The organism is Mesorhizobium sp. M0244 (assembly GCF_040321795.1).
Lineage (GTDB): Bacteria > Pseudomonadota > Alphaproteobacteria > Rhizobiales > Rhizobiaceae > Mesorhizobium.
Window position 1 is genome coordinate 56,451 of sequence record NZ_JAMYSE010000009.1, and the last position, 20,123, is coordinate 76,573.

The following is a 20,123-nucleotide window of genomic DNA, read 5'->3' on the forward strand; positions in this document are numbered from 1 at the left end:
CTGGGCAGGCCTCAGCGAAGTTTGGCTTTGAGGCGCGAACGCATCAACTCGCAGCCACAGCAGGATTGACGCAGGTTGGACGAAGGCGAGGCAAGTCGGTCGCGAGCTTGTCGTATCGCCTCGCCGGACTATCCTTCCTCGTTGGCTAAGCACGTCTCTTTGAGCGAGGGGGATGACAATGGACCTCGTGACTCACAAGAAATTTAAAAATGGCCGGTTGATGCCGTGGGGAAAGGGTACGGTCGTTACCGGCGCAAAGGGATTTGTCTACCTTTCCGGAAACACTGCGACCGCCGAGAACTATGATCCGATCGGCAAAAGCGGAGGTGGCGCCGTCGGCGATGCAGCCGCGCAGTGGCGCGAAATTCTCACGAACATCAAATCAGATCTGGAGGAGCTCGGCAGTGCACTCGAATATCTCATCAGGCTGAGCTTCTTCGTTAAGGGACCATTTCCCGATGGCGGTGTTCTGAGCTCTCCCAATTTTCGCCTGGACATCTTGGACGAGTTCTTTGCCGAGCACTGCCCGAAGCACTGCAGCTACAACAACCCGCCGCCCTCGGAAGTGATTGGAGTTGCAGCGCTTGCGCATCCCGACCTTGTCATTGAAATTGTTGCACTCGCGGCTCTGCCGGACTAGGCAGAGCCGCGGCTTGTGAGGTGCGATAGCATGCGTTCAAAAGGCGCGGCGCTGTAGAAGTTCATCAGCCGTGGCTCCGTTGCGTGACGATCACCGGGATCAGCAGGTCGCCCCAGTTGCCGTCACCGCCATGGTGCCGTGCTGAGCGCACCAGCTCGACCGAGACGCCAGCCTCGACAGCCTTCATCACCGACTGATTGAGCCTGTGCAGGTCATTCGCCAGCATGCGGATGGTCGCCTGTTGGTCGACATTCATGCTGGTGGCCTGCTCTTCGGCCCGTTCCTTGACGCGGCTTATCGATGCCATTGGTCTTCTCCCTGTGTTGCCATGCCTGTTGTGTTGCCATGCCCGTTTGGGCGTTCCCTCTGTTTGTCTGCTATTCCGCTATTCCGCCGCCGGCCTGAATTGGGCGTGCTCGGTCGATCCATGCATGGCCGTGGTCGAAGACTGGCCACCGGTGATCGCCATCGAGACGGCGTCGAAATAGCCGGTGCCGACCTCGCGCTGGTGCTTGGTGGCGGTGTAGCCATTGGCTTCCGCGGCAAATTCAGCTTCCTGCAGTTCCGAATAGGCCGCCATCTGCCGCTCTTTGTAGCCGCGGGCCAGTTCGAACATGCCGAAATTGAGCTGGTGGAAACCGGCCAGCGTGATGAACTGGAATTTGTAACCCATGGCGCCGAGTTCCTTCTGGAACTTCGCTATCGTCGCGTCGTCGAGGTTCTTCTTCCAGTTGAAAGACGGCGAGCAATTATAGGCGAGAAGCTTGCCCGGATGGTGCTTGCGCACGCCCTCGGCAAACGTCCTGGCCTGCGCCAGATCGGGCTTGGAAGTCTCGCACCAGATCAGGTCCGCATAGGGCGCGTAGGCGACGGCGCGGGCGATGCAGGGCTCGATGCCGTTGCTGACATGATAGAAGCCCTCCGCGGTACGGCCGGCACCATAATCGACGAAGGGCTGGTCGCGCTCGTCGATGTCGGAGGTCAAGAGCTTTGCCGCTTCCGCGTCGGTGCGTGCCACGACCAGCGTCGGGGTGCCCATGACGTCGGCGGCAAGCCGCGCCGCGTTGAGGTTGCGGATATGTGCGGCGGTCGGGATCAGCACCTTGCCGCCAAGATGGCCGCATTTCTTCTCCGAAGCCAGCTGATCCTCGTAGTGGACGCCGGCAGCCCCTGCTTCGATGAACGCCTTCATGATCTCGAAGGCGTTGAGCGGCCCGCCGAAGCCGGCCTCCGCATCGGCGACGATCGGCGCGAACCAGGTGTCGACCGACAGCCCCTTGCTTTCGGACGTCTCGATCTGGTCGGCGCGCTGCAGGGTGCGGTTGATGCGCTTGACCAGTTCGGGCGCTGCATTGGCGGGATAGAGTGACTGGTCCGGGTACATGGCGGAAGCGGTGTTGGCATCGGCGGCGACCTGCCATCCGGACAGATAGATCGCCTTCAGCCCGGCCCGCACCTGCTGCATCGCCTGGTTGCCCGACATGGCACCGAGCGCGTTGACGAAATCCTCTTCGTGGATGAGCTGCCACAGCCGGTTGGCGCCCATTTCGGCGAGGCTCTGCCGGATCTGGATCGAGCCGCGCAGCCGCCTCACGTCCTCCGGCGAATAGGGCCGTTCGATACCGTCAAAGCGGCCTTGCGGCGCCGAGGGGACGAGGTTGTAAAAATCGGTCATTGGTCGCTCCAAACGGTTTTCGATGCCGGTTTCGGAAAACGCCGCACAGGGAAATACGTGCGCCGTGTGTGACACCATTTACATTTCAGGACGAGGACAAGCGAGATAAACCTCAGAATAGGCCGCAAAATAAGGGAAAACCTGTGTTGTGTTTGACCGATGAGAGCTGTAAATCTGTCATGATTGTAAAGACCGTCATGCCATCGGTGGATGTAAATTCCTGTCAAGGACAGTCGATTGGGCGACCATAAAATCTTCGCCGGACCGCGCATTCGTCGCATCCGCAACGCCAAGGGCCTGACCCAGACGGCGATGGCCGAAGGGCTCCGCATCTCGCCGTCTTATCTCAATCTCATCGAGCGCAACCAGCGGCCGCTGACGGTGCAGCTGATCCTGAGACTGGCATCCGTCTACAAGGTCGACCCGCACGAATTGCAAGGCGAGGCGAGGGGGTCGGTTGCCGACTTGAAGGAAGTGTTTTCAGATCCGCTGCTGGCCGGCGAACTGCCGGGCGATCAGGAGCTCATCGAGCTTGCCGAGGCGGCGCCCAACGCCTCCGCTGCTGTCATAAAGCTGTTTCGCGCCTATCGCGAGCAGGCCGAGCGGCTCTCCGACCTCAACGAGCTTCTCGCGCGTGACGGCAAAGCGACCGCGCTCTCAGGCGCCCGCCTGCCGATCGACGAAGTGCACGAGATTTTCGAGCGCCGGCCGAACCATTTTGCGCCACTCGAAGAGGAGGCCGAGGCATTCACCTCGGTGCTCGATCCCGGCGACGATCTGCTCAGTGCGCTCAAGGCCTGGCTGAGGCGTGAGTTCGGCATCGTCGTCAAGGTGCTGCCGGTCGCCACCATGCCCAACTGGCGCCGTCGCTATGACCGTCACTCGCAACGCCTGTTCCTGTCCGAACGCCTGTCGCCATTCGATCAGCTGCGCGAGGTGGCGATGGAGGCCTGCCTGATCCGCATGAGTGTCGCTGTCGCTGCCGAAATCCAGGCGCTGAAGCTGACCACGGACGAAGCCCGCCGGCTCGCCCGTTTCGAGCTCGGCCGCTATGCCGCGCACGCGCTGATGATGCCCTATCAGCTTTTTCACGCCGCAGCGGTCCGCGCCCGCTATGACATCGACATGTTGCGGTCGCGCTTCGGCGTTTCCTTCGAGCAGGCGGCCAACCGGCTGACGACCCTGCAGCGGCCGGGTGCGCTGGCTGTGCCGTTCTTCATGCTCGAGGTCGATAATGCCGGCAATCGCTTTCGCAAGGCGGGCGGCCACGGCTTTCCGCAAAGCCGTTTCGGTGGCGGCTGTCCGAAGCTGCCGGTCCATGCCGCCTTCGGTCAGCCCGGCCAAATCCTGGTCGAGGCGGTGGAAATGCCAGATGGTGCAGCGTTTCTCTGCATTGCCCGCACGCTCGAAGGGCCGCAGGGCTCGTTTGCCGAGCGACCGCGCCGCACGGCGCTGCTGCTCGGCTGCGACATCGGTTTTCGCGACGAAGTCGTCTACGGAGCGGCGTTGCCGGGGCCGGCCGCTATCGGCAAGGCCGGACAGAGCGCCACGGCGGCGGCGACGCCGATAGGCCCCGCCTGCCGGCTGTGCGAACGCATCGGCTGCCTCGCCCGCGCAGAGCCACCGGTGACACGCCCGCTCGGCCTCGACGAAATGGTGACGGGACTGAGCGCCTTCGATTTTCAGTGATTCGGCTCCAGCAATATTGCGGCTGAATCTTCGACCGAAGAACCTCATCTGTTCCTGCGGCGGCGACCAGTAAGCTGGTTCGCAGTTGCCGGCCAAAATATTGGTTCAGCCAAAATATTGACTCAGCCAAAATATTGATTCAGCCGAATATTGATTCAGCATTGACGGTACGGTATCAAAAAAAGAACTGCGCAACGGTCGGGGGATCAATGATGGGCAGGACAGTTTTTTGGTTTGGCTTGGCGCTCGCGTTTTCGGCCGATCCCGCATTGGCTGAAAAGTCCTCGGATTTCTTCAAGTCCTATCAATAGTATAATGATGCCGGCAAGGCGTTCCTGGACAAGATCGATCCGAAGACCGGCGCGATAAATCTTGCCGAAGGCATCCATCTCGACCTCAAGGACAAGTTCTATTTTCTGGACAAGAAGGACACGCTCTCCGTCCTCACCAAAGCCTGGGGCAATCCGCCCGACTCTGGTTCCGATGCCCTCGGCATGATCTTTCCAGTCTCCCATGATCCCATTGCCGACAACAATTGGGGGATAGAGCTGCGCTGGGAAAAGATCGGTTACGTCGACGACAGCGACGCCGCGTCCATCGATTACAATGAACTGCTGCGCAACATGCAGTCAGACACTCTGTCCGGCAACGATCAGAGGGTAAAGGATGGCTATGCGCCCATTACGCTGATCGGCTGGGCGTCGCCGCCGGTTTATGACGCGGCCCACAAGCGCCTGCACTGGGCCAAGGAGCTGCAATTTGGGAACGATGCCGCCCATACGCTCAACTACGACGTCCGTTTCCTTGGCAGGGAGGGCGTCTTCGTGATGAGCTATATCGCGACGATGGAACAATTGCCGGAGATAAGGCAAAGCCTGGATGAAGTGCTTGGCCTCGCGGACTTCAATACCGGCAAGACATACGCCGATTTCGTGCCGGGCGTCGATACGGTTGCGGCGATTGGCTTCGGTGGCCTGATTGCCGGAAAGCTGGCGGCGAAAGCAGGTTTTCTGGTCGTGGCGCTGATCGCGCTGAAAAAGTTTGGCCTGCTCCTGCTGGTTCCGCTGGCCGGTCTCTGGCGCTTTATCCGCGGCAACAGGGGCACGTCGTAAAGCCATCGTCGACAGGTCGCCTCGGATCATCGCCGGGCGAGGGCGAGGCGCCCTCATCAGTGCGCCAAACGGAACATTGAACTGGATCACGCCCGGCCTTCTGCTTTGCGTTACGCGAATGAGGCACGTCTCTGTCGTCCATTGCATGTCGTGCTGCTCCGAATTCGCCGACAGTCGCATCCATGACCGATACCGCATCATCTCCGGTTGCCGCTTCGCCGATCGTGTCGCCGCAAGGGGAACGCGTCGGCTTCCTGCTGGTATTCCTGTCGGCGCTAATGTGGAGTTTTGGCGGCACCATTGCGCGCTTCATCGACAACACTGACAGCTGGACGGTGGTGTTCTGGCGCTCGGTCTGGGCGGCCGCCTTTCTGCTTTGCTTCATAGTCTGGCGCGACGGCTGGCGTGGCACGCTGAAGCTGTTTCGCGACATGGGCCTTGCCGGCCTTGCCGTCGCGTTCTGCTTCGCCACGGCGTCCACCTGCTTTGTAGTGGCGCTGGCCTATACCACCGTCGCCAACATCCTCTTGATGCAGGCCGGCGTGCCGCTTCTGGCGGCGCTGTTTGCCTGGGTGCTGTTTCGCGAACGGGTGGCCGTGACGACCTGGGTGGCGATCGCCGCCGTCATTGCCGGCGTCGCCATCATGGTGTCGGAATCGCTCGATGGCGCCGTATCGCCGATCGGCGACGGGCTGGCGCTGCTCATCGCCGTCATGTTCTCGATCGCCACCGTCATCACGCGCCGCTTTGCCCATGTGCGCATGACCCCGGCGACCTGCCTCGGCACGATGCTGGCGGCCGCCTTCGCGGCATCGCAGACGTCGGCAATGGGCGTTTCCAGCCACGACATGGGCTTCCTTTTTGCCTTCGGCGTGATCAATCTGGGGATCGGTCTCGCCTTCTTCGCCACCGGCGCCCGGCTTGTTCCGGCCGCTGTGGCGGCGCTGCTCGGCACGTTCGAACCGATCCTTGGCCCGATCTGGGTCTGGCTCATCCATTCCGAGGTGCCGTCGGCGCGCACCATCCTCGGCGGTGCGGTCGTCGTCACCGCGCTGCTCGTCCATATCGGGCTCGAATTCAAGCGCCAGACGCGGCCGGGGCGGGCGGGCGTCACCGGTGTGCCGTCGCCTAATTGATGCGGCGAGCGCGCCAAAGCGAGATGAACCATTGACAATGTCGCAGCCGCGCGGGCAGGCTGCGGTCACGGCAACAACAAGACAGGCGTATCTTGCCAAGTCTCCATGCCGGCCGCATCGAGGCCGGACAACATCGTCGTCTCCCTGCCTGCGCCGTAGCGAAAGCTTCTGACGGCCCCGGAACACCACCAACGCCACGCCAAGTCTTCACTGTCGCCTCGTCGCCGAACCATAATGGCGCCGGCAATTCGCGCTTGTCGCCTGCCTGCAAGCTCAATACCCTGAAGCAAATGCCCAGCCGCGCGAACGCCGCGACGAGCTGGCGACGGAACACTCATCAAAGGAGAATAGCATGACCCGCAAAGCGCTCTGGCTTTCGGCGACTTCGGCGTTTCTGGCAGTTTTCACCTTGGGCGCGCATGCCGAGGACCGTGTCGTCAACGTCTTCAACTGGTCCGACTATATCGACAGTTCGATCATCGACGACTTCACCAAGGAAACCGGCATCAAGGTCGTCTACGACACCTTCGATTCCAACGAGATCCTGGAAACGAAACTGCTCGCCGGCGGCAGCGGCTACGACGTCGTCGTGCCCAGCGGCAATTTCCTCGCACGCCAGATCCAGGCAGGTGTGTTCCAGAAGCTCGACAAATCGAAGCTGCCCAACATTTCCAACATGTGGGACACCGTTCTGGAACGAACCGCCAAATACGACCCCGGTAACGAATATTCGATCAACTACATGTGGGGCACGGTCGGGATCGGCTACAACATCAAGAAGGTGCAGGCAGCGCTCGGCACCGACAAGATCGACAGCTGGGATGTGTTCTTCAATCCGGAAAGTCTGGCCAAGCTGAAAGACTGCGGTGTCTATGTGCTCGACTCACCGGCCGACATCATACCGGCGGCGTTGAAATATCTTGGTCTCGACCCGAACAGCACGTCCGCCGACGATATTGCCAAGGCCGAAGAAGCCTTGCTGAAGGTCCGGCCCTATGTCCGCAAGTTCCACTCCTCCGAATATATCAACGCCCTGGCCAATGGCGACATCTGCCTGGCGGTCGGCTGGTCGGGTGACGTCTTCCAGGCCCGCAACCGCGCCGAAGAGGCCAAGCAGGGCGTCGAGATCGGCTACTCCGTGCCGAAGGAAGGTGCCCAGATGTGGTTCGACCAGATGGCGATCCCGGCCGATGCACCGCATGTCGCCGAAGCGCTTGAATTCCTCAACTACATGATGAAGCCCGAAGTGATCGCCAAATCGTCAAACTACGTTCTGTATGCCAACGGCAACAAGGCGTCGCAGCAGTTCATCGACAAGGCGATCCTGGAGGATCCGGCGATCTATCCGGACGCTGCCACCTTGCAGAAACTCTACACCGTTTCGCCTTACGACCCCAAGACCCAGCGCATCATCACCCGCACCTGGACTAAGATCGTCACCGGCCAATAACAACCTGACTAGGCCCCGGCAGCCGGCTGCCGGGGTCGCTTTTCGCGGGGCAAGCAGCAGGACGGAGTGGGACATGAAATCGCTTGGCAGCATCCGCAGGGATTTTGCGCCTTGGAACGATCCTAACGCCAAGCCATACATCCAGTTCGACAACGTCACCAAAAAATTCGGTGACTTCACTGCCGTCAACAATCTGTCGCTGACCATCTTCGAACGCGAATTCTTTGCCCTGCTCGGGGCCTCAGGCTGCGGGAAATCGACGCTGCTTAGGATGCTTGCCGGTTTCGAGGAGCCGACCGCCGGCCGCATCCTGCTCGACGGCCAGGATCTGCGCGGCATTCCGCCATACCGGCGGCCGGTCAACATGATGTTCCAGTCCTATGCGTTGTTCCCGCACATGACGGTCGAGAACAACATCGCGTTCGGCCTCAAGCAGGAAGGCATGGGCAAGGCCGATGTCGAAAAGCGCGTCGCTGAGATGCTGAGACTGGTCAAGCTCGAGCAGTTCGCCAAGCGCAAGCCGCACCAATTGTCCGGTGGCCAGCGCCAGCGCGTCGCACTGGCCCGCTCGGTCGCCAAGCGGCCGAAAGTCCTGCTGCTCGACGAGCCGCTTGGCGCACTGGACAAGAAGCTGCGCGAGGAAACCCAGTTCGAGCTGATGGACCTGCAGCAGAACCTCGGCCTCACCTTCGTCGTCGTCACCCATGACCAGGAAGAGGCGATGACGATGGCCGACCGCATCGCCATCATCGATAAGGGCGAGGTGATGCAGGTGGCGACGCCGGCCGAGGTCTACGAAGCGCCGGGCTCGCGCTTCGTCGCCGGCTTCGTCGGCAACGTGAATATGTTTGACGGCAAGATCGCGCGCGGCGAGGCCGGCAGCGCAAGCATCGATGCCGGCAACGGCATCACCATCCGCACCGACAACGCCGGCAGTGCCGCCGCAGGGACTGCCGTCACCTTCGCCATCAGGCCGGAGAAGATCAAAGTGTCGTCCACAAAACCGGCCGGTGCCGTCAACGCCATCGAGGGCGAGGTCTACGACATCGCCTATCTCGGCGACATGACCGTCTATCACGTCAGGCTGGATGACGGTCAGGTGGTGCGGGCGAGTACCATGAACGCGGCACGCCTCACCGAGGATCCGCTGAACTGGAACGACCGCGCCTGGGTTTCTTTCCGCCCCGACGCCGGCATCGTGCTGACGCGGTAGGCGACGATCATGTCCGCCGTCACCGCCCCAACAAGCCCTCCGGCAAGCGCTGCCGGCAAATCCGCCTTGGCCAGGCTGGGCGCGGCTTTCGTCGGCCGTCTCGTCATCATCATTCCCTATCTCTGGCTGCTGTTCTTCTTCCTCGTTCCCTTCATCATCGTCTTCAAGATTTCGCTGTCGCAGACGGCGATCGCCATGCCGCCCTACACTCCGGTGCTCGATTTCCGCGGCGGCATTTCCGGGTTCATCTCGGGGGTTGGCGCGCTCAATTTCGACAACTACATCTTGCTGACGCGGGATGCGCTCTACTTCAACGCCTATGTGACGAGTGTCATCGTCGCCGCCATCTCGACCGTCCTGACATTGCTGATCGGCTATCCCATAGCCTATGGCATGGCACGCGCTCCGGCGACGATCCGTCCGACCTTGCTGATGCTGGTGATACTGCCGTTCTGGACCTCGTTCCTGATCCGTGTCTACGCCTGGATCGGCATCCTCAAGCCCGAGGGCCTGCTCAATCAGCTGCTGCTCGCCACCGGCATCATCAGCCAACCGCTGATCATCCTCAACACCTACACGGCGATCTTCATCGGCATCGTCTACTCCTATCTGCCGTTCATGGTGCTGCCGCTCTATTCGTCGCTTGAGAAAATGGATTATTCGCTGATCGAGGCGGCCAAGGATCTCGGCTGCCCGCCGACCAGCGCCTTCTGGAAGATCACCTTCCCGCTGTCGCTGCCCGGCGTCATCGCCGGCTGCCTGCTGGTTTTTATTCCCGCCGTCGGCGAGTTCGTTATTCCCGACCTGCTCGGCGGCTCGCAGACGCTGATGATCGGCAGGACGCTGTGGAATGAGTTCTTTGCCAACCGCGACTGGCCGGTGTCGTCCGCCGTTGCCGTCATCCTGCTGCTGCTGCTGATCGTGCCGATCATGATCTTCCAGCGAGCCCAGGCGCGCGCCCAGGAGCAGGACAAATGAACGCCACCTGGAGCCGCTTTAATATCACCTCGATCGTGCTCGGCTTTGCCTTTCTTTACCTGCCGATCGTCCTGCTCGTCGTGTTCTCTTTCAACGAGTCGAAGCTGGTCACTGTCTGGGGCGGCTTCTCGACGAAATGGTACGTCTCGCTGTTCCACAATCAGGGTCTGATGGACGCCACCTGGGTGACGGCGCGCGTGGGCGTCATCTCGGCCACCGTGGCCACCGTGCTCGGCACGCTGGCGGCGCTCGCCTTGACGCGCTACACGCGCTTTCGCGGCCGGCTGCTGTTTTCCGGCATGGTCTTTGCGCCGCTGGTCATGCCGGAAGTCATCACCGGCCTGTCGCTGTTACTGCTCTTCGTCGCCGTGGGCCTCGACCGCGGCTTTCTCACGGTGACGCTTGCCCACACCACGCTGACCATGTGCTTCGTCGCGGTGGTGGTCCAGTCGCGCCTGATCACGTTTGATCGTTCGCTGGAAGAGGCCGCGATGGACCTCGGTGCGCCACCCGTGAGGACCTTCTTCCAGATCACGCTGCCGGTCATCATGCCGGCGATCGTCTCCGGCTGGATGCTGGCCTTCACGCTTTCACTCGACGATTTGGTCATTGCCAGCTTCACCTCGGGTCCCGGCGCCACGACGCTGCCGATGAAGATCTACAGTCAGGTTCGCCTCGGCGTGACGCCGGAAATCAACGCGGCCTGCACCATCCTGATCGCCGTCGTCGCCGTCGGCGTGATCATCGCTTCGCTCGCAAACAAACGCCGCGAGGTGCAGCGCCAGCGCGACGAGCAGGCGGCGCAGCGAGGTTGAGTTCTTGCTGCCTACTCGCCTGAAACGCCGCGACTTATCGGCGAGATGAACGGCGTGCTCCACGTGCCGCCGACGAAGAACGACGACTGCTTGGGCGCCTGGCCGTTCGTCTGCGTGGCAGCCTGGCTCGGCTGGACGATGCCGCCGGACAGCGCCAACCCGCGTCCGGCATAGGATGCGATGCCGGAAAGCCAGATCTTGTATTGCGCGGAATTCACCTCGGCCTTGTCGATGCGCGCCACGCCGTTCGAAACGCTCGCCTTGAGTTCGGCCCCGTCGATCGGCAGCGTTCCGTCCGAGACGTCGTCGAGCGCGAAGAATCCGCCCTGTTCGGTGTGCTTGAGGAACGCCGGCAGGTTAAGCCGGCTCAGCGCACCCGCGCCGAACGTCGCGGACAGCGAGCCATTGGCGTTTTCGAAAATGGAGTCCCAGGTTCTGCCCGGCCCCTTGAGGATGACCGAAACGGTTCCGGTGCCGATCGGCACCAGACGCGTCATCCCGGCTGCGGTGCCGAAAGCGCCGCCGTCGATATCGGAAGCAAGCAGCCGGATCTCGACTTCCGTGCCGGCGGGCTTGCGGTCGAAACGGACGCTGCTCTGGATGTTGCCGCCAAAGGCGGATGCATCGGAGATGTCGAAGACGGCGAGGCCATTCTTGACCTGTGCGGTGGCGGCGACGTCGGCAAGCTGGATTGCGCCTGCCGTGGCATGCGCGGCCGACAGCCTGAGATCGAGATTGATCCGGTCGGCGAAGCTTGTGTCGATTTCGCCCGGGCCGGCGGCGCCGGCGGATGGCACGGGCGTAAAGGCCGAGAGAAACGATCTGAGGTCGAGCGTATCGAAGGCAAGTGTGCCGGAGATCACCGGCAGTGTCTCGCCGTAGGTGAAGTCCAGCGCGCCCATTCCGGGGTTGTTGTCGAGGGTTAGGGCCGTGTTTTCGAACTTGATGCGTCCGTCCGTCGCCGTGATCTTGCTCGAAACCGAGATCGAGCCGATTGCGGCACCGGGCGCGATGCCGGCCTGCGACCATTCGAGCACACGTCTCAGCGAAGGTGCGGCAAATTTTGCCTGGCCGTCGAAATAGCCATTCTCTGACATGCTGGCCAAGCCGTCGAATGAAAAGCTGGCAGGCGCCGCCTTGAAGGAAAAGGTGACAGGTGCTGCGCCTCCGCCAAACAGCACCAGCGGGTTCGGCGATGCGGCATCGACGGCAACGCTTTCGCCGCGCCATATCCCGGTCGCCGATAGCGTCGCATTGCTGTTCATCGCGGCCCAATTCGCCTGGCCGCTCAGGCTGCTCAATATCTCCTGGTCCTTGCCGCCGATGGCAGCCACCACGCGGCCGTCCCGGAACTCGACCGTGCCGAACGGATCTGCCGGCAGCTTGCCAAGATCCGGCTTGGCGGGATTTGTATTGATCACCGCGCGGGCAGCGTCGATCGAACGCGTAATGCGTCCGCCGGTAGGAATCGCAGGCAGGAAAAACCCACTCGCGCTACGCTGAACCCTGATCGTCGGCCGCACCAGCCGCGCCGTTGAAAACACCACGTCGCCCCGCAGCGCCGCCATCGCCGAGAGGTCGACCTCGACCCGTTCGGCCTCGACCACAGGCGGCGCATCCGTCTCTGTCCATTGCGACAGCGTCACGTCGCTCAGGATCGCCCGGAAATTCGGCCAGACCTCGATCCGCGGCGCGCCATCGATGGTGACCCTGAAACCGCTCCAAGCGCTCATTTCCCACGCGATGCGGTCACGCACGATGCGGGTCGAGGCGATCAACGGCAAAGCTGCGACAACCAGCGCGATGACGATGACGGCTGCGCCGATCGCCCATATTCCGCGTCGGATCAAAGGTGATGGCATATCGCCCCGTATGCTTCCATTCCGACAAAATCGCCCGACGGGTGTAACCGACGGCTGACGCATTTCAAGTCTTTATGGCCCGGCGATGGCATTTGCGCACACCCGGGCCGGCCCGGTCCAACAAAATCTTGCTCTGCTGCATCGCGATATGCATAAGCGATGCCAATGCATGTCGCCCAAAAGTGCGCAGCGGTTTTGGGATAAACGACATGCATAACGACAAAAGTTTAAAGCGCGTCGCGTGAATCTCTTCAAACGTGACGTGCTTTAAGGAGGAACAATGGATGGCTGACGACGCACCGCTCTGGACCCCGACGCAAGAGCAGATCGACGCTGCGCCGATGACCGCCTTCATGAACGCCGCGGCGGCCAGGTCCGGCAAGGCTTTCTCCTCCTATGCCGAACTGCATCGCTGGTCGATCGATGACCGCGAGACCTTCTGGAGCCTGGTCTGGGGCTTTTGCGGCATCGTCGGCGATAAGGGCGAACGCGTGCTGGTCGATGGCGACAAGATGCCCGGCGCGACCTTCTTCCCTGACGCGAAGCTGAACTTCGCCGAGAATCTCCTGAAGAAAACCGGGCTTGGCGACGCAATCGTCTTTCGCGGCGAGGACAAGGTCGAGCGGCGGCTGTCCTGGAACGAGCTGCATGCGCTGACCTCGCGCCTGCAGCAGCTTTTCCTGTCGCTCAAGGTGAAGAAGGGCGACCGAATCGCCGCGATGATGCCCAATATGCCGGAGGCCGTTGCAGCGATGCTGGCTGCCGCCTCGATCGGCGCCGTCTGGTCGTCCTGCTCTCCAGATTTCGGCGAGCAGGGGGTTCTCGACCGGTTTGGCCAGATCGAGCCCGTCGTGTTCATCGCGCCGGACGGCTACTGGTACAATGGCAAGGCGATCGAAGTCGCCGACAAGATCGCGGCCGTAGCGGGCAAGCTCGCCACCGTGCGCAAAGTCCTCATTGTCGACTATCTCGGCACCTCGCTCGACGTCGCGGCGACCATCGACAAGGCGGCTGCGCTGGAGGAGGCGCTGTCACCCTTTGCCGCCAGGCCTGTCAGTTACGAAAGGCTGCCGTTTTCGCATCCGCTCTACATCCTGTTTTCGTCGGGCACGACCGGCATCCCTAAATGCATCGTCCATTCGGCCGGCGGAACGCTGATCCAGCACGTCAAGGAAGAACGGCTGCATGCCGGTCTGCTCGACGGCGACCGCCTCTTCTATTTCACCACCTGCGGCTGGATGATGTGGAATTGGCTGGTGTCGGGCCTGGCGTCGGGTGCCACCTTGCTGCTCTATGACGGCTCGCCTTTCTACCCGGACGGCAATGCGCTGTTCGACTTCGCCGATGCCGAGAAGATGACGTATTTCGGCACCTCGGCCAAATTCATCGATTCCGTGCGCAAGGCCGGCCTGAAGCCGATCCACACGCATGATCTTTCCAGCGTGCGCGCCATATCCTCGACCGGCTCGCCGCTGTCGCCGGAAGATTTCCGTTTCGTCTATGAAGGCATCAAGAAGGACGTGCATCTCGCCTCGATCTCCGGCGGCACCGATATCGTCTCCTGCTTCGTGCTCGGCGTGCCGATCGAACCGGTATGGACCGGCGAGATCCAGGGGCCGGGGCTCGGCCTTGCCGTCGATGTCTGGGACGATGACGGCCGCCCGCTCCGCCAGGAGAAGGGCGAGCTCGTCTGCACCAAGGCGTTTCCGGCAATGCCGATCGGCTTCTGGAACGACCCCGAGGACAAAAAGTACAAAGCCGCCTATTTCGAACGTTTCGACAATGTCTGGTGCCACGGCGATTTCGCCGAATGGACCGCCCATGGCGGCCTGATCATCCATGGCCGTTCCGACGCCACGCTCAATCCGGGCGGTGTCAGGATCGGCACGGCGGAGATCTACAACCAGGTGGAGCAGATGCCGGAAATCCTCGAAGCGCTATGCATCGGCCAGGATTTCGACAATGACGTTCGCGTCGTACTGTTCGTGCGGCTGGCGGCCGGCGTTGAGCTCGACGCCGAGCTGGAAAAACGCATCCGCACCAAAATCCGCACCGGGGCGAGCCCACGCCACGTGCCGGCCAAGATCGTCGCCGTCGGCGATATACCGCGCACCAAATCGGGCAAAATCACCGAGCTCGCGGTTCGCGATATGGTGCATGGCCGCGCCATCAAGAACAAGGAAGCGCTCGCCAATCCCGAAGCACTCGAGCTGTTCCGCAACCTGCCGCAGCTTGCCGACTGAGCCGGATCCAAACTGAGAGCCGGTTTGGCGTCTGCCTCTCCGGCATGGTTAACGAAATGTCTCTGCGGAATTTACCTAGATTTCATGAGTGGTACACATTGGTAAATTTTCGGACGCGCGGGTAAGGATTTGTTAAGGCCCGGCATCGATAGTCGTGCGTAACTTGAGGGAGAAATCCCGTTCCTCTAGCCCCCAGAGGATCTGATTCGCTCAAGCCCCCGTTGTGACAGCAATTCTATCATTCAAGGCGTCCTGTTGGACGCCTTTTTCTTTGGGCAGCCATAGACCTAACCGGCCAGCACGCGGGTCGAGGGAAAGGCGACTTCGACCAGGGTTCCCTCGCCGGGCGTCGAGTTGATGGTGAACCTGGCACGGTTCGCTTCGACCATCGCCTTCGTCAGCGGCAGCCCAAGACCGGTGCCGTCGCCGCGGCCGCGCTTCAGCGCGTTGATCTGCTTGAACGGCTTCAGCGCCTGCTCGATCTCGGACTGGCTCATGCCGATGCCGGTATCGCGCACGCGCATGACGACGTCGCCGGAGATCTCGTAGGCCGTCGACACGATCACCTACCCGCCGGCCTGCGTATATCGGACGGATTTCGACAGGATGTTGAGCGCGATCTGCCGCACGCTGCGCAGATCGGCCACCACTTCCGGCAGCCGCGAGGCGAAGCTGGAGCGGATGATGACGCGTTCCCGATTGGCTTGCGGCTGCATCATCGCCACGGTTTCGGCTAGCGTGTCGTTGAGCGACACCGCCTCATAGGCCATCTCCTGCTGGCCGGCCTCGATTTTCGAAATGTCGAGCAGATCGTTGACCAGATCGAGCACGTGGTTGCCCGAACGATTGATGTCGCGCAGATAGTCGCGATAGCGGTCATTGGCCACCGGCCCGAATTTCTCGTCCACCATCAGCTCGGAAAAGCCGATGATAGCATTGAGCGGCGTGCGGATCTCGTGGCTGATGCGGGCCAGAAAATCAGTCTTCTGCGACGAGGCGCGCTCGGCGACCGCGCGTGCCTGGGTCAGATCCTCTTCGGCCCGCTTCCACTGGGTGATGTCGCGCACCACCGCGCAGAAGCCGCTGTCGTTGGGCAGCCTGCCGATGGTCATGAACAGTGGAATGAAGCGCCCCTGCGCCTCGCGTCCGATTACCTCGCGGCCATCGTTCATCACGCTTGCCACGCCGGGCTCCGACAGCCCGTCGAGATAGTCGCGCGCCGCGCGCTGGCTCTCGATCGCAAACAGCGAGACGAACGGTTTGCCGGTCACCTCGTCGCTGTCGAAGCCGAACAGCGCTTCCGCCGGACGGCTAATTGAACGGATCGTTCCGTTACGGCTGATCAGCACGACGCCGTCGGTGGCAGTGTCGATGATGGTGCGCATTTCGGCGATGCGCGCCTTGAGCTCGGAAACATCCGGCTGCGTTTGGTCGTCGGCGGCGCCATGTGGAATGGCTGCTGCTTCGTCGTCGCCGGAACGGCGTACGACCAGCATCAGCGCCTTGCCGTTCCGCCAGGGGACGGAGCGTAAAATCGCGTCGATCGCAAACTCCTGACCGTCGCGAGTCTTCAGCCGCAGTGCATGATCGCTGCCGTCGGAACTGCCGTCGTCGTCATAAGGATCGGCAAACAGCGCGCCGAGCCCGCCGGCCTCGTCCAGCGCGTCCAGCGTCGCATAGCCTGTCAAGCCGAGGAATTCCTCGTTCGCGTAATGCAGGTGGTCGCCGGAATGGATAAGCAACGGCACCGGCAGCTTGCCGAGGATCGAGGTATCCGGCCCCTTGTTGTCCTCTCCGGCGGCAAACGCCGACGGCACGAAGCCGTCGAGTTTGAGCGGTGGTGCCTGCGGTCGCTCGATTGGCGCCGCCGGGCCGGCATCGTCGTCGGCGGCTTCGCTGTCATCGGACCAATCTTCGCTGTCCTCGGCGTCGCGGAAATCTTCGGCCGTCATGCTGTCGTCGTCTTCGCCATCCCGCGGCGCCTCGGCGACGATCGTTGGACGGTTCGTGCTGGGCTCGACGCCTTCCTGCGCTTCGTCGCTGGGTTCGCGGTCGGCATAGTCGAGCAGCGACCCGGAGGCCGGGCGTGTGACGGGTTCGCCGGCTTGCGTCTCTTCTGCCGTCTCATCGGGCTGCTCGCCGTCGAGCCGGGCAAGGTCCTTCTGGTCCTCCGCATCAGCCTCGGGCGGTTCAGCGGCAGCTGCCTCGCTTTCCGGACCTGGCGCTGGCATTTCACCCATGTCCGTCGGACCAGCTTTCAGCTTTGGCTCGTCGGCCTTGCCGGTTGCCTCGACTTTGGTCTCGGCCTCCGCAGCCGGCTTTGGCTTCCGGGCGCTCGGCCGCTGGTCTGCCGGCTTTTCGGCCGGGGTGCTGTCCTTCTTGAGACGCTCGCCAATCTCGCGAAACGCGCTGCGTTCCAGCGTCGACAGGCCCTTGTCGTTGGCCGGCTGCCGGTGCTCGGCCAGCCGGATCACCTTGTCGGCAAAGCGCCGCTCTGGTCTTGGCACGATGGTCAGCGCCGGCACTTCGCCCCGGAACGGATCGGCGGGTTTCGGTGTCTCGGGGGCAGGTTCAACGGCTTCCGGCGCGACGGTCACGGCAGGTTCGCCGTCGGCGACAAGGGCCATACCGACCGCGTCCGGATCGACCACCGCATCGCCGCTGCGGGCAACGCCGAAACCGCGAAAGCCTTCGAAAACCCGGCTGCGGCTGTAAACCGGGAGCGCCGCCAGATCGACGGGTATCTTCAGATCGGTGCCACCGACCGGCCACAGCACGGAGCGGCCGGACCAGGTGTCGCGCCGTTCGAGCAGGCCGGCGATCTCGCCTGAAGCATCGAGGCCGTAGGCGGCCGAAACGTCCTCGAAGCGGCGGCCGATCACGTCGGCGGCAGGCTTGCCGACGAGTTCGGCAAATTCCGGCGACAAGGCACTGAACCGGCCCTCTGCGTCGGTACGCCAGACGAAACGCATGGGCGCAGCCGTGCGGTCGATCGCCGGGGCGGGGCGTTCGGCCGGGGAGGCGGCTTTGGTGGCTCGTGCAGCACTTTCCTGCGAAGCATCCGAGCCGGCCTGCGAAGCATCGGGGCCGGTTGGTGTCTCGACTTCGCCGGGCACACGGACCTGCGCGTCGTCGCCGGCATTGAAGTACCAATGGTCATGCTGCGTCGGCGTTTCGCCAACCGTGTGCTGATTGTCGGCCAAGTCGGGAGGCTCGTGCTCCGCCGCTGCGGAGGTGCCTTCGTTCGCTGGGCCGATCTCCGCCGCACCCATCCCGGCGATTGGCGGCTCGTTGTCCTGGTCCGTCGACTGGGGAAGATCGCCACCGCTCGGTGCCGCTGCTGCTTCGCTGCCGGTTTCCGCGCCGGCGCGCTCGCCAACAAGGGCCTCGCCGTCAAGCCGGTCCTCGTCGATCACCACCAGCAGGTGCCGCTCGTCCGTCAGCCGGGCAAAGCCCGCCGGATAGGAGCTGGATCCGCCCGGAACCAGGCGCTTGACGATGCGGTCGCTCTCGTTTGCCACGTCGGCGACAAGGGCAGCCAGCGTCTCAGGCCGGATGCCGAGCGACGAAAAGCCGTCCGACGCGGCGTCGATATTGCCCTTGGCGTCGACAAAGGCGATGTAGTGGCCGTCTTCGGTAAAGCCGCTGATGGCGCGATCGGCGATCTCGGCCGCGCTGCGCGAGCCGGCCTGCGCCCCCGGTAGCGCCAGCATGATTGCTTCCTCGCCATCGGGCATTGTCACTGCGCTGGCCAAGAAGCCGACCGCGCGGCTGGTCAGGCCGGTCGCCAGTCGGACCGTGATGGCACGGTCGCGGCCGACCTGCGGAAAACCGCTGGTTGCCATGATCTGGCGCCTGGCGATCAGCGGCAATCCTGTCGAGGCGCCGATGATCGCTCCGATGTCCGGATAGCCGAATACCGCAGCCCCGGGGCCGTTGGCCCAGATCACCTGCTCGAGATCTGCCGACAGAATGGCGATCGCGTCGCCGGCGGCGAAGCGCAGGCGGACCGCGTCGAGCACGGCGACATCGAGGAAGGAGTAGTTTTCAGCCGGCATGCGCTTGGCGACCCTCACAGAGCGGGCAATTTGCGGTTAACGCTTTGTTAATAAAAGCCGGCGGCGCGAAGGTCCACAAGTCATAGCGTGCAACCAGCGGAATCTCTGGGCGCGTGGTTAACGCCGCGAGACAAATAATCTATGGTGCGATGCAACAAACATGTTGCAACGCACAAAATTTGCCTTTATATTGCCATGATAGATGAACGAGACGGCTTTCTGTCAAAGCCGCTGCCGATGAAAAGGATGGAAAATGTCCAGGACCAAGACTGCCGACACGATCGAAAACGTTGAATTCCCGAGCTTCGACGCTTCCAAGGCCACCGACCAGATCCGCGCCTTCGCCGAAAAAGGCGTCGAGCAGTCGAAAGAGGCCTATGCCAAGCTGAAGACCGGCGCCGAGGAGACCCAGAAAGCGCTGGAGTCGACCTACGAGACCGCCAAGACCGTGTCCAGCGACCTGTCGCTCAAGACCATTGCCGCTCTGCGCGCCAATGCCGAAGCCGGCTTCTCACATTTCGAAGCCCTGATCGGCGCCAAGTCGCTGTCGGAAGTCGTCGAGCTGCAGACAGCATTCCTGCGCAAACAGGTCGAAATGACCGTCGAGCAGGCCAAGGACTTCCAGGCCGTTGCTGCCAAGGCGGCCGAGGACGTATCCAAGCCGATCAAGACCGCCTTCGAAAAGGCCGTGAAAGAAATTAAGATCGCCTAATATTTGGACACAGTTTGACGATGCATCAAAAGGTCGCATTTCGTCAGACAAATAGATGTGCGATATAGTCGTTCAAACGAATACCCGGCGAGTGGAACCTCCTCCCTCTGCTCACCGGGGTAACCAGCCAGCACCTCCTCCCGCTGGCTCGTAACAGGAAAAGGCCGGCACCTCCTCCCGCCGGCCTTTTCTTTGTCCGGCGAAAGCTTGCGCTGGGAGACGATCTTTTACTACAGCGCCGCGCGCCCTCTTGGATGCGCAAAAGACGCCGCAGAACTTTGGATTTGCGCATGATCCTTTCCGAAAATCGAAACTGATTTTCGGGATCATGCGCCGTCAAAAGCCTTGAATTAAGCTCCGATAGCCCGTATGGACGCATCGCCGAACGACAGAGCGGGTCCCGGAGAATAAACGTTCCGTCTGGATCTCGCTCAGGCAAGCGTGCCGTTGTAGCTCAGATGGTTAGAGCGCCGGATTGTGGATCCGGAGGTCGCTGGTTCGATCCCAGCCAACGGTACCATCAGCTTTCAGCTACATTTC

The 20,123-nt window shown here is 62.2% G+C and carries 15 protein-coding genes and 1 tRNA gene; 11 read left to right on the forward strand and 5 right to left on the reverse strand.

Annotated features, from left to right (window positions below; all coding sequences use genetic code 11):
- Positions 1-178 precede the first annotated feature (178 nt).
- Complete coding sequence (locus NKJ08_RS09600) at positions 179-640, forward strand: RidA family protein (protein WP_352777838.1); 462 nt, start codon at positions 179-181, stop codon at positions 638-640.
- A gap of 64 nt (positions 641-704) precedes the next feature.
- Here the strand turns inward: NKJ08_RS09600 and NKJ08_RS09605 are convergent, their stop codons facing one another.
- Positions 705-947, reverse strand: coding sequence for an SMc00767 family acetate metabolism repressor (locus NKJ08_RS09605; protein WP_352526326.1), 243 nt, complete (start codon positions 945-947; stop codon positions 705-707).
- A 78-nt stretch (positions 948-1,025) separates the two neighbouring features.
- Positions 1,026-2,315, reverse strand: coding sequence for an isocitrate lyase (aceA, locus tag NKJ08_RS09610; protein WP_352526327.1), 1,290 nt, complete (start codon positions 2,313-2,315; stop codon positions 1,026-1,028).
- A 237-nt stretch (positions 2,316-2,552) separates the two neighbouring features.
- Between aceA and NKJ08_RS09615 the strand changes: the two genes are divergently transcribed.
- The 7 genes from NKJ08_RS09615 to NKJ08_RS09645 all read left to right on the forward strand — a co-directional run bounded on the left by NKJ08_RS09615 (position 2,553) and on the right by NKJ08_RS09645 (position 10,708).
- Positions 2,553-4,004 carry a helix-turn-helix domain-containing protein gene (locus tag NKJ08_RS09615; protein ID WP_352526328.1) on the forward strand — a complete coding sequence of 484 codons (1,452 nt, stop codon included), beginning with the start codon at positions 2,553-2,555 and terminating at the stop codon, positions 4,002-4,004.
- A gap of 383 nt (positions 4,005-4,387) precedes the next feature.
- Positions 4,388-5,116 carry a DUF2167 domain-containing protein gene (locus tag NKJ08_RS09620; RefSeq protein ID WP_352781685.1) on the forward strand — a complete coding sequence of 243 codons (729 nt, stop codon included), beginning with the start codon at positions 4,388-4,390 and terminating at the stop codon, positions 5,114-5,116.
- A 182-nt stretch (positions 5,117-5,298) separates the two neighbouring features.
- Complete coding sequence (locus tag NKJ08_RS09625) at positions 5,299-6,252, forward strand: DMT family transporter (RefSeq protein WP_352526331.1); 954 nt, start codon at positions 5,299-5,301, stop codon at positions 6,250-6,252.
- 352 nt (positions 6,253-6,604) lie between these two features.
- Complete coding sequence (locus NKJ08_RS09630; protein WP_352526333.1) at positions 6,605-7,702, forward strand: polyamine ABC transporter substrate-binding protein; 1,098 nt, start codon at positions 6,605-6,607, stop codon at positions 7,700-7,702.
- 73 nt (positions 7,703-7,775) lie between these two features.
- Complete coding sequence (locus NKJ08_RS09635; protein WP_352526334.1) at positions 7,776-8,915, forward strand: ABC transporter ATP-binding protein; 1,140 nt, start codon at positions 7,776-7,778, stop codon at positions 8,913-8,915.
- Positions 8,916-8,924: 9 nt separating this feature from the next.
- The gene (locus NKJ08_RS09640; RefSeq protein WP_352526335.1) at positions 8,925-9,893 is read left to right on the forward strand and encodes an ABC transporter permease subunit; all 969 of its coding nucleotides are present in this window, start codon (positions 8,925-8,927) and stop codon (positions 9,891-9,893) included.
- Positions 9,890-10,708 carry an ABC transporter permease gene (locus NKJ08_RS09645; protein ID WP_352526337.1) on the forward strand — a complete coding sequence of 273 codons (819 nt, stop codon included), beginning with the start codon at positions 9,890-9,892 and terminating at the stop codon, positions 10,706-10,708. The genes NKJ08_RS09640 and NKJ08_RS09645 overlap by 4 nt, the downstream gene beginning before the upstream one ends.
- An 11-nt stretch (positions 10,709-10,719) precedes the next feature.
- Here NKJ08_RS09645 and NKJ08_RS09650 read toward each other — a convergent pair whose 3' ends face one another.
- On the reverse strand, positions 10,720-12,570 hold the full coding sequence (locus NKJ08_RS09650) for an AsmA family protein (protein WP_352526338.1): 1,851 nt from the start codon (positions 12,568-12,570) through the stop codon (positions 10,720-10,722).
- A gap of 284 nt (positions 12,571-12,854) precedes the next feature.
- On the opposite strand from NKJ08_RS09650, the gene NKJ08_RS09655 reads away from it, so the two are divergent.
- Positions 12,855-14,813 carry an acetoacetate--CoA ligase gene (locus NKJ08_RS09655; protein ID WP_352526339.1) on the forward strand — a complete coding sequence of 653 codons (1,959 nt, stop codon included), beginning with the start codon at positions 12,855-12,857 and terminating at the stop codon, positions 14,811-14,813.
- A gap of 287 nt (positions 14,814-15,100) precedes the next feature.
- Here NKJ08_RS09655 and NKJ08_RS38990 read toward each other — a convergent pair whose 3' ends face one another.
- Together NKJ08_RS38990 and NKJ08_RS09660 are read right to left on the reverse strand one after the other, a co-directional pair.
- On the reverse strand, positions 15,101-15,379 hold the full coding sequence (locus tag NKJ08_RS38990) for a sensor histidine kinase (RefSeq protein ID WP_502906321.1): 279 nt from the start codon (positions 15,377-15,379) through the stop codon (positions 15,101-15,103).
- The gene (locus tag NKJ08_RS09660) at positions 15,380-18,871 is read right to left on the reverse strand and encodes a PAS domain S-box protein (RefSeq protein WP_502906322.1); all 3,492 of its coding nucleotides are present in this window, start codon (positions 18,869-18,871) and stop codon (positions 15,380-15,382) included.
- A 253-nt stretch (positions 18,872-19,124) separates the two neighbouring features.
- Here NKJ08_RS09660 and NKJ08_RS09665 point away from each other — a divergent pair, with 253 nt between their 5' ends.
- Positions 19,125-19,583, forward strand: a complete 459-nt coding sequence (locus NKJ08_RS09665) for a phasin (RefSeq protein WP_352526342.1) — start codon at positions 19,125-19,127, stop codon at positions 19,581-19,583.
- Between the two features lie 443 nt (positions 19,584-20,026).
- Positions 20,027-20,103: transfer RNA gene (locus tag NKJ08_RS09670), tRNA-His, on the forward strand.
- The last annotated feature ends 20 nt before the right edge of the window (positions 20,104-20,123 follow it).

What these genes read in the sequence shown, in the direction of transcription:
- NKJ08_RS09600 (WP_352777838.1), top strand. Translation starts at nt 179, where the DNA reads ATGGACCTCGTGACTCACAAGAAATTTAAAAATGGCCGGTTGATGCCG.
- NKJ08_RS09605 (WP_352526326.1), bottom strand. Translation starts at nt 947, where the DNA reads ATGGCATCGATAAGCCGCGTCAAGGAACGGGCCGAAGAGCAGGCCACC.
- aceA (WP_352526327.1), bottom strand. Translation starts at nt 2,315, where the DNA reads ATGACCGATTTTTACAACCTCGTCCCCTCGGCGCCGCAAGGCCGCTTT.
- NKJ08_RS09625 (WP_352526331.1), top strand. Translation starts at nt 5,299, where the DNA reads ATGACCGATACCGCATCATCTCCGGTTGCCGCTTCGCCGATCGTGTCG.
- NKJ08_RS09630 (WP_352526333.1), top strand. Translation starts at nt 6,605, where the DNA reads ATGACCCGCAAAGCGCTCTGGCTTTCGGCGACTTCGGCGTTTCTGGCA.
- NKJ08_RS09635 (WP_352526334.1), top strand. Translation starts at nt 7,776, where the DNA reads ATGAAATCGCTTGGCAGCATCCGCAGGGATTTTGCGCCTTGGAACGAT.
- NKJ08_RS09640 (WP_352526335.1), top strand. Translation starts at nt 8,925, where the DNA reads ATGTCCGCCGTCACCGCCCCAACAAGCCCTCCGGCAAGCGCTGCCGGC.
- NKJ08_RS09645 (WP_352526337.1), top strand. Translation starts at nt 9,890, where the DNA reads ATGAACGCCACCTGGAGCCGCTTTAATATCACCTCGATCGTGCTCGGC.
- NKJ08_RS09650 (WP_352526338.1), bottom strand. Translation starts at nt 12,570, where the DNA reads ATGCCATCACCTTTGATCCGACGCGGAATATGGGCGATCGGCGCAGCC.
- NKJ08_RS09655 (WP_352526339.1), top strand. Translation starts at nt 12,855, where the DNA reads ATGGCTGACGACGCACCGCTCTGGACCCCGACGCAAGAGCAGATCGAC.
- NKJ08_RS09660 (WP_502906322.1), bottom strand. Translation starts at nt 18,871, where the DNA reads ATGCCGGCTGAAAACTACTCCTTCCTCGATGTCGCCGTGCTCGACGCG.
- NKJ08_RS09665 (WP_352526342.1), top strand. Translation starts at nt 19,125, where the DNA reads ATGTCCAGGACCAAGACTGCCGACACGATCGAAAACGTTGAATTCCCG.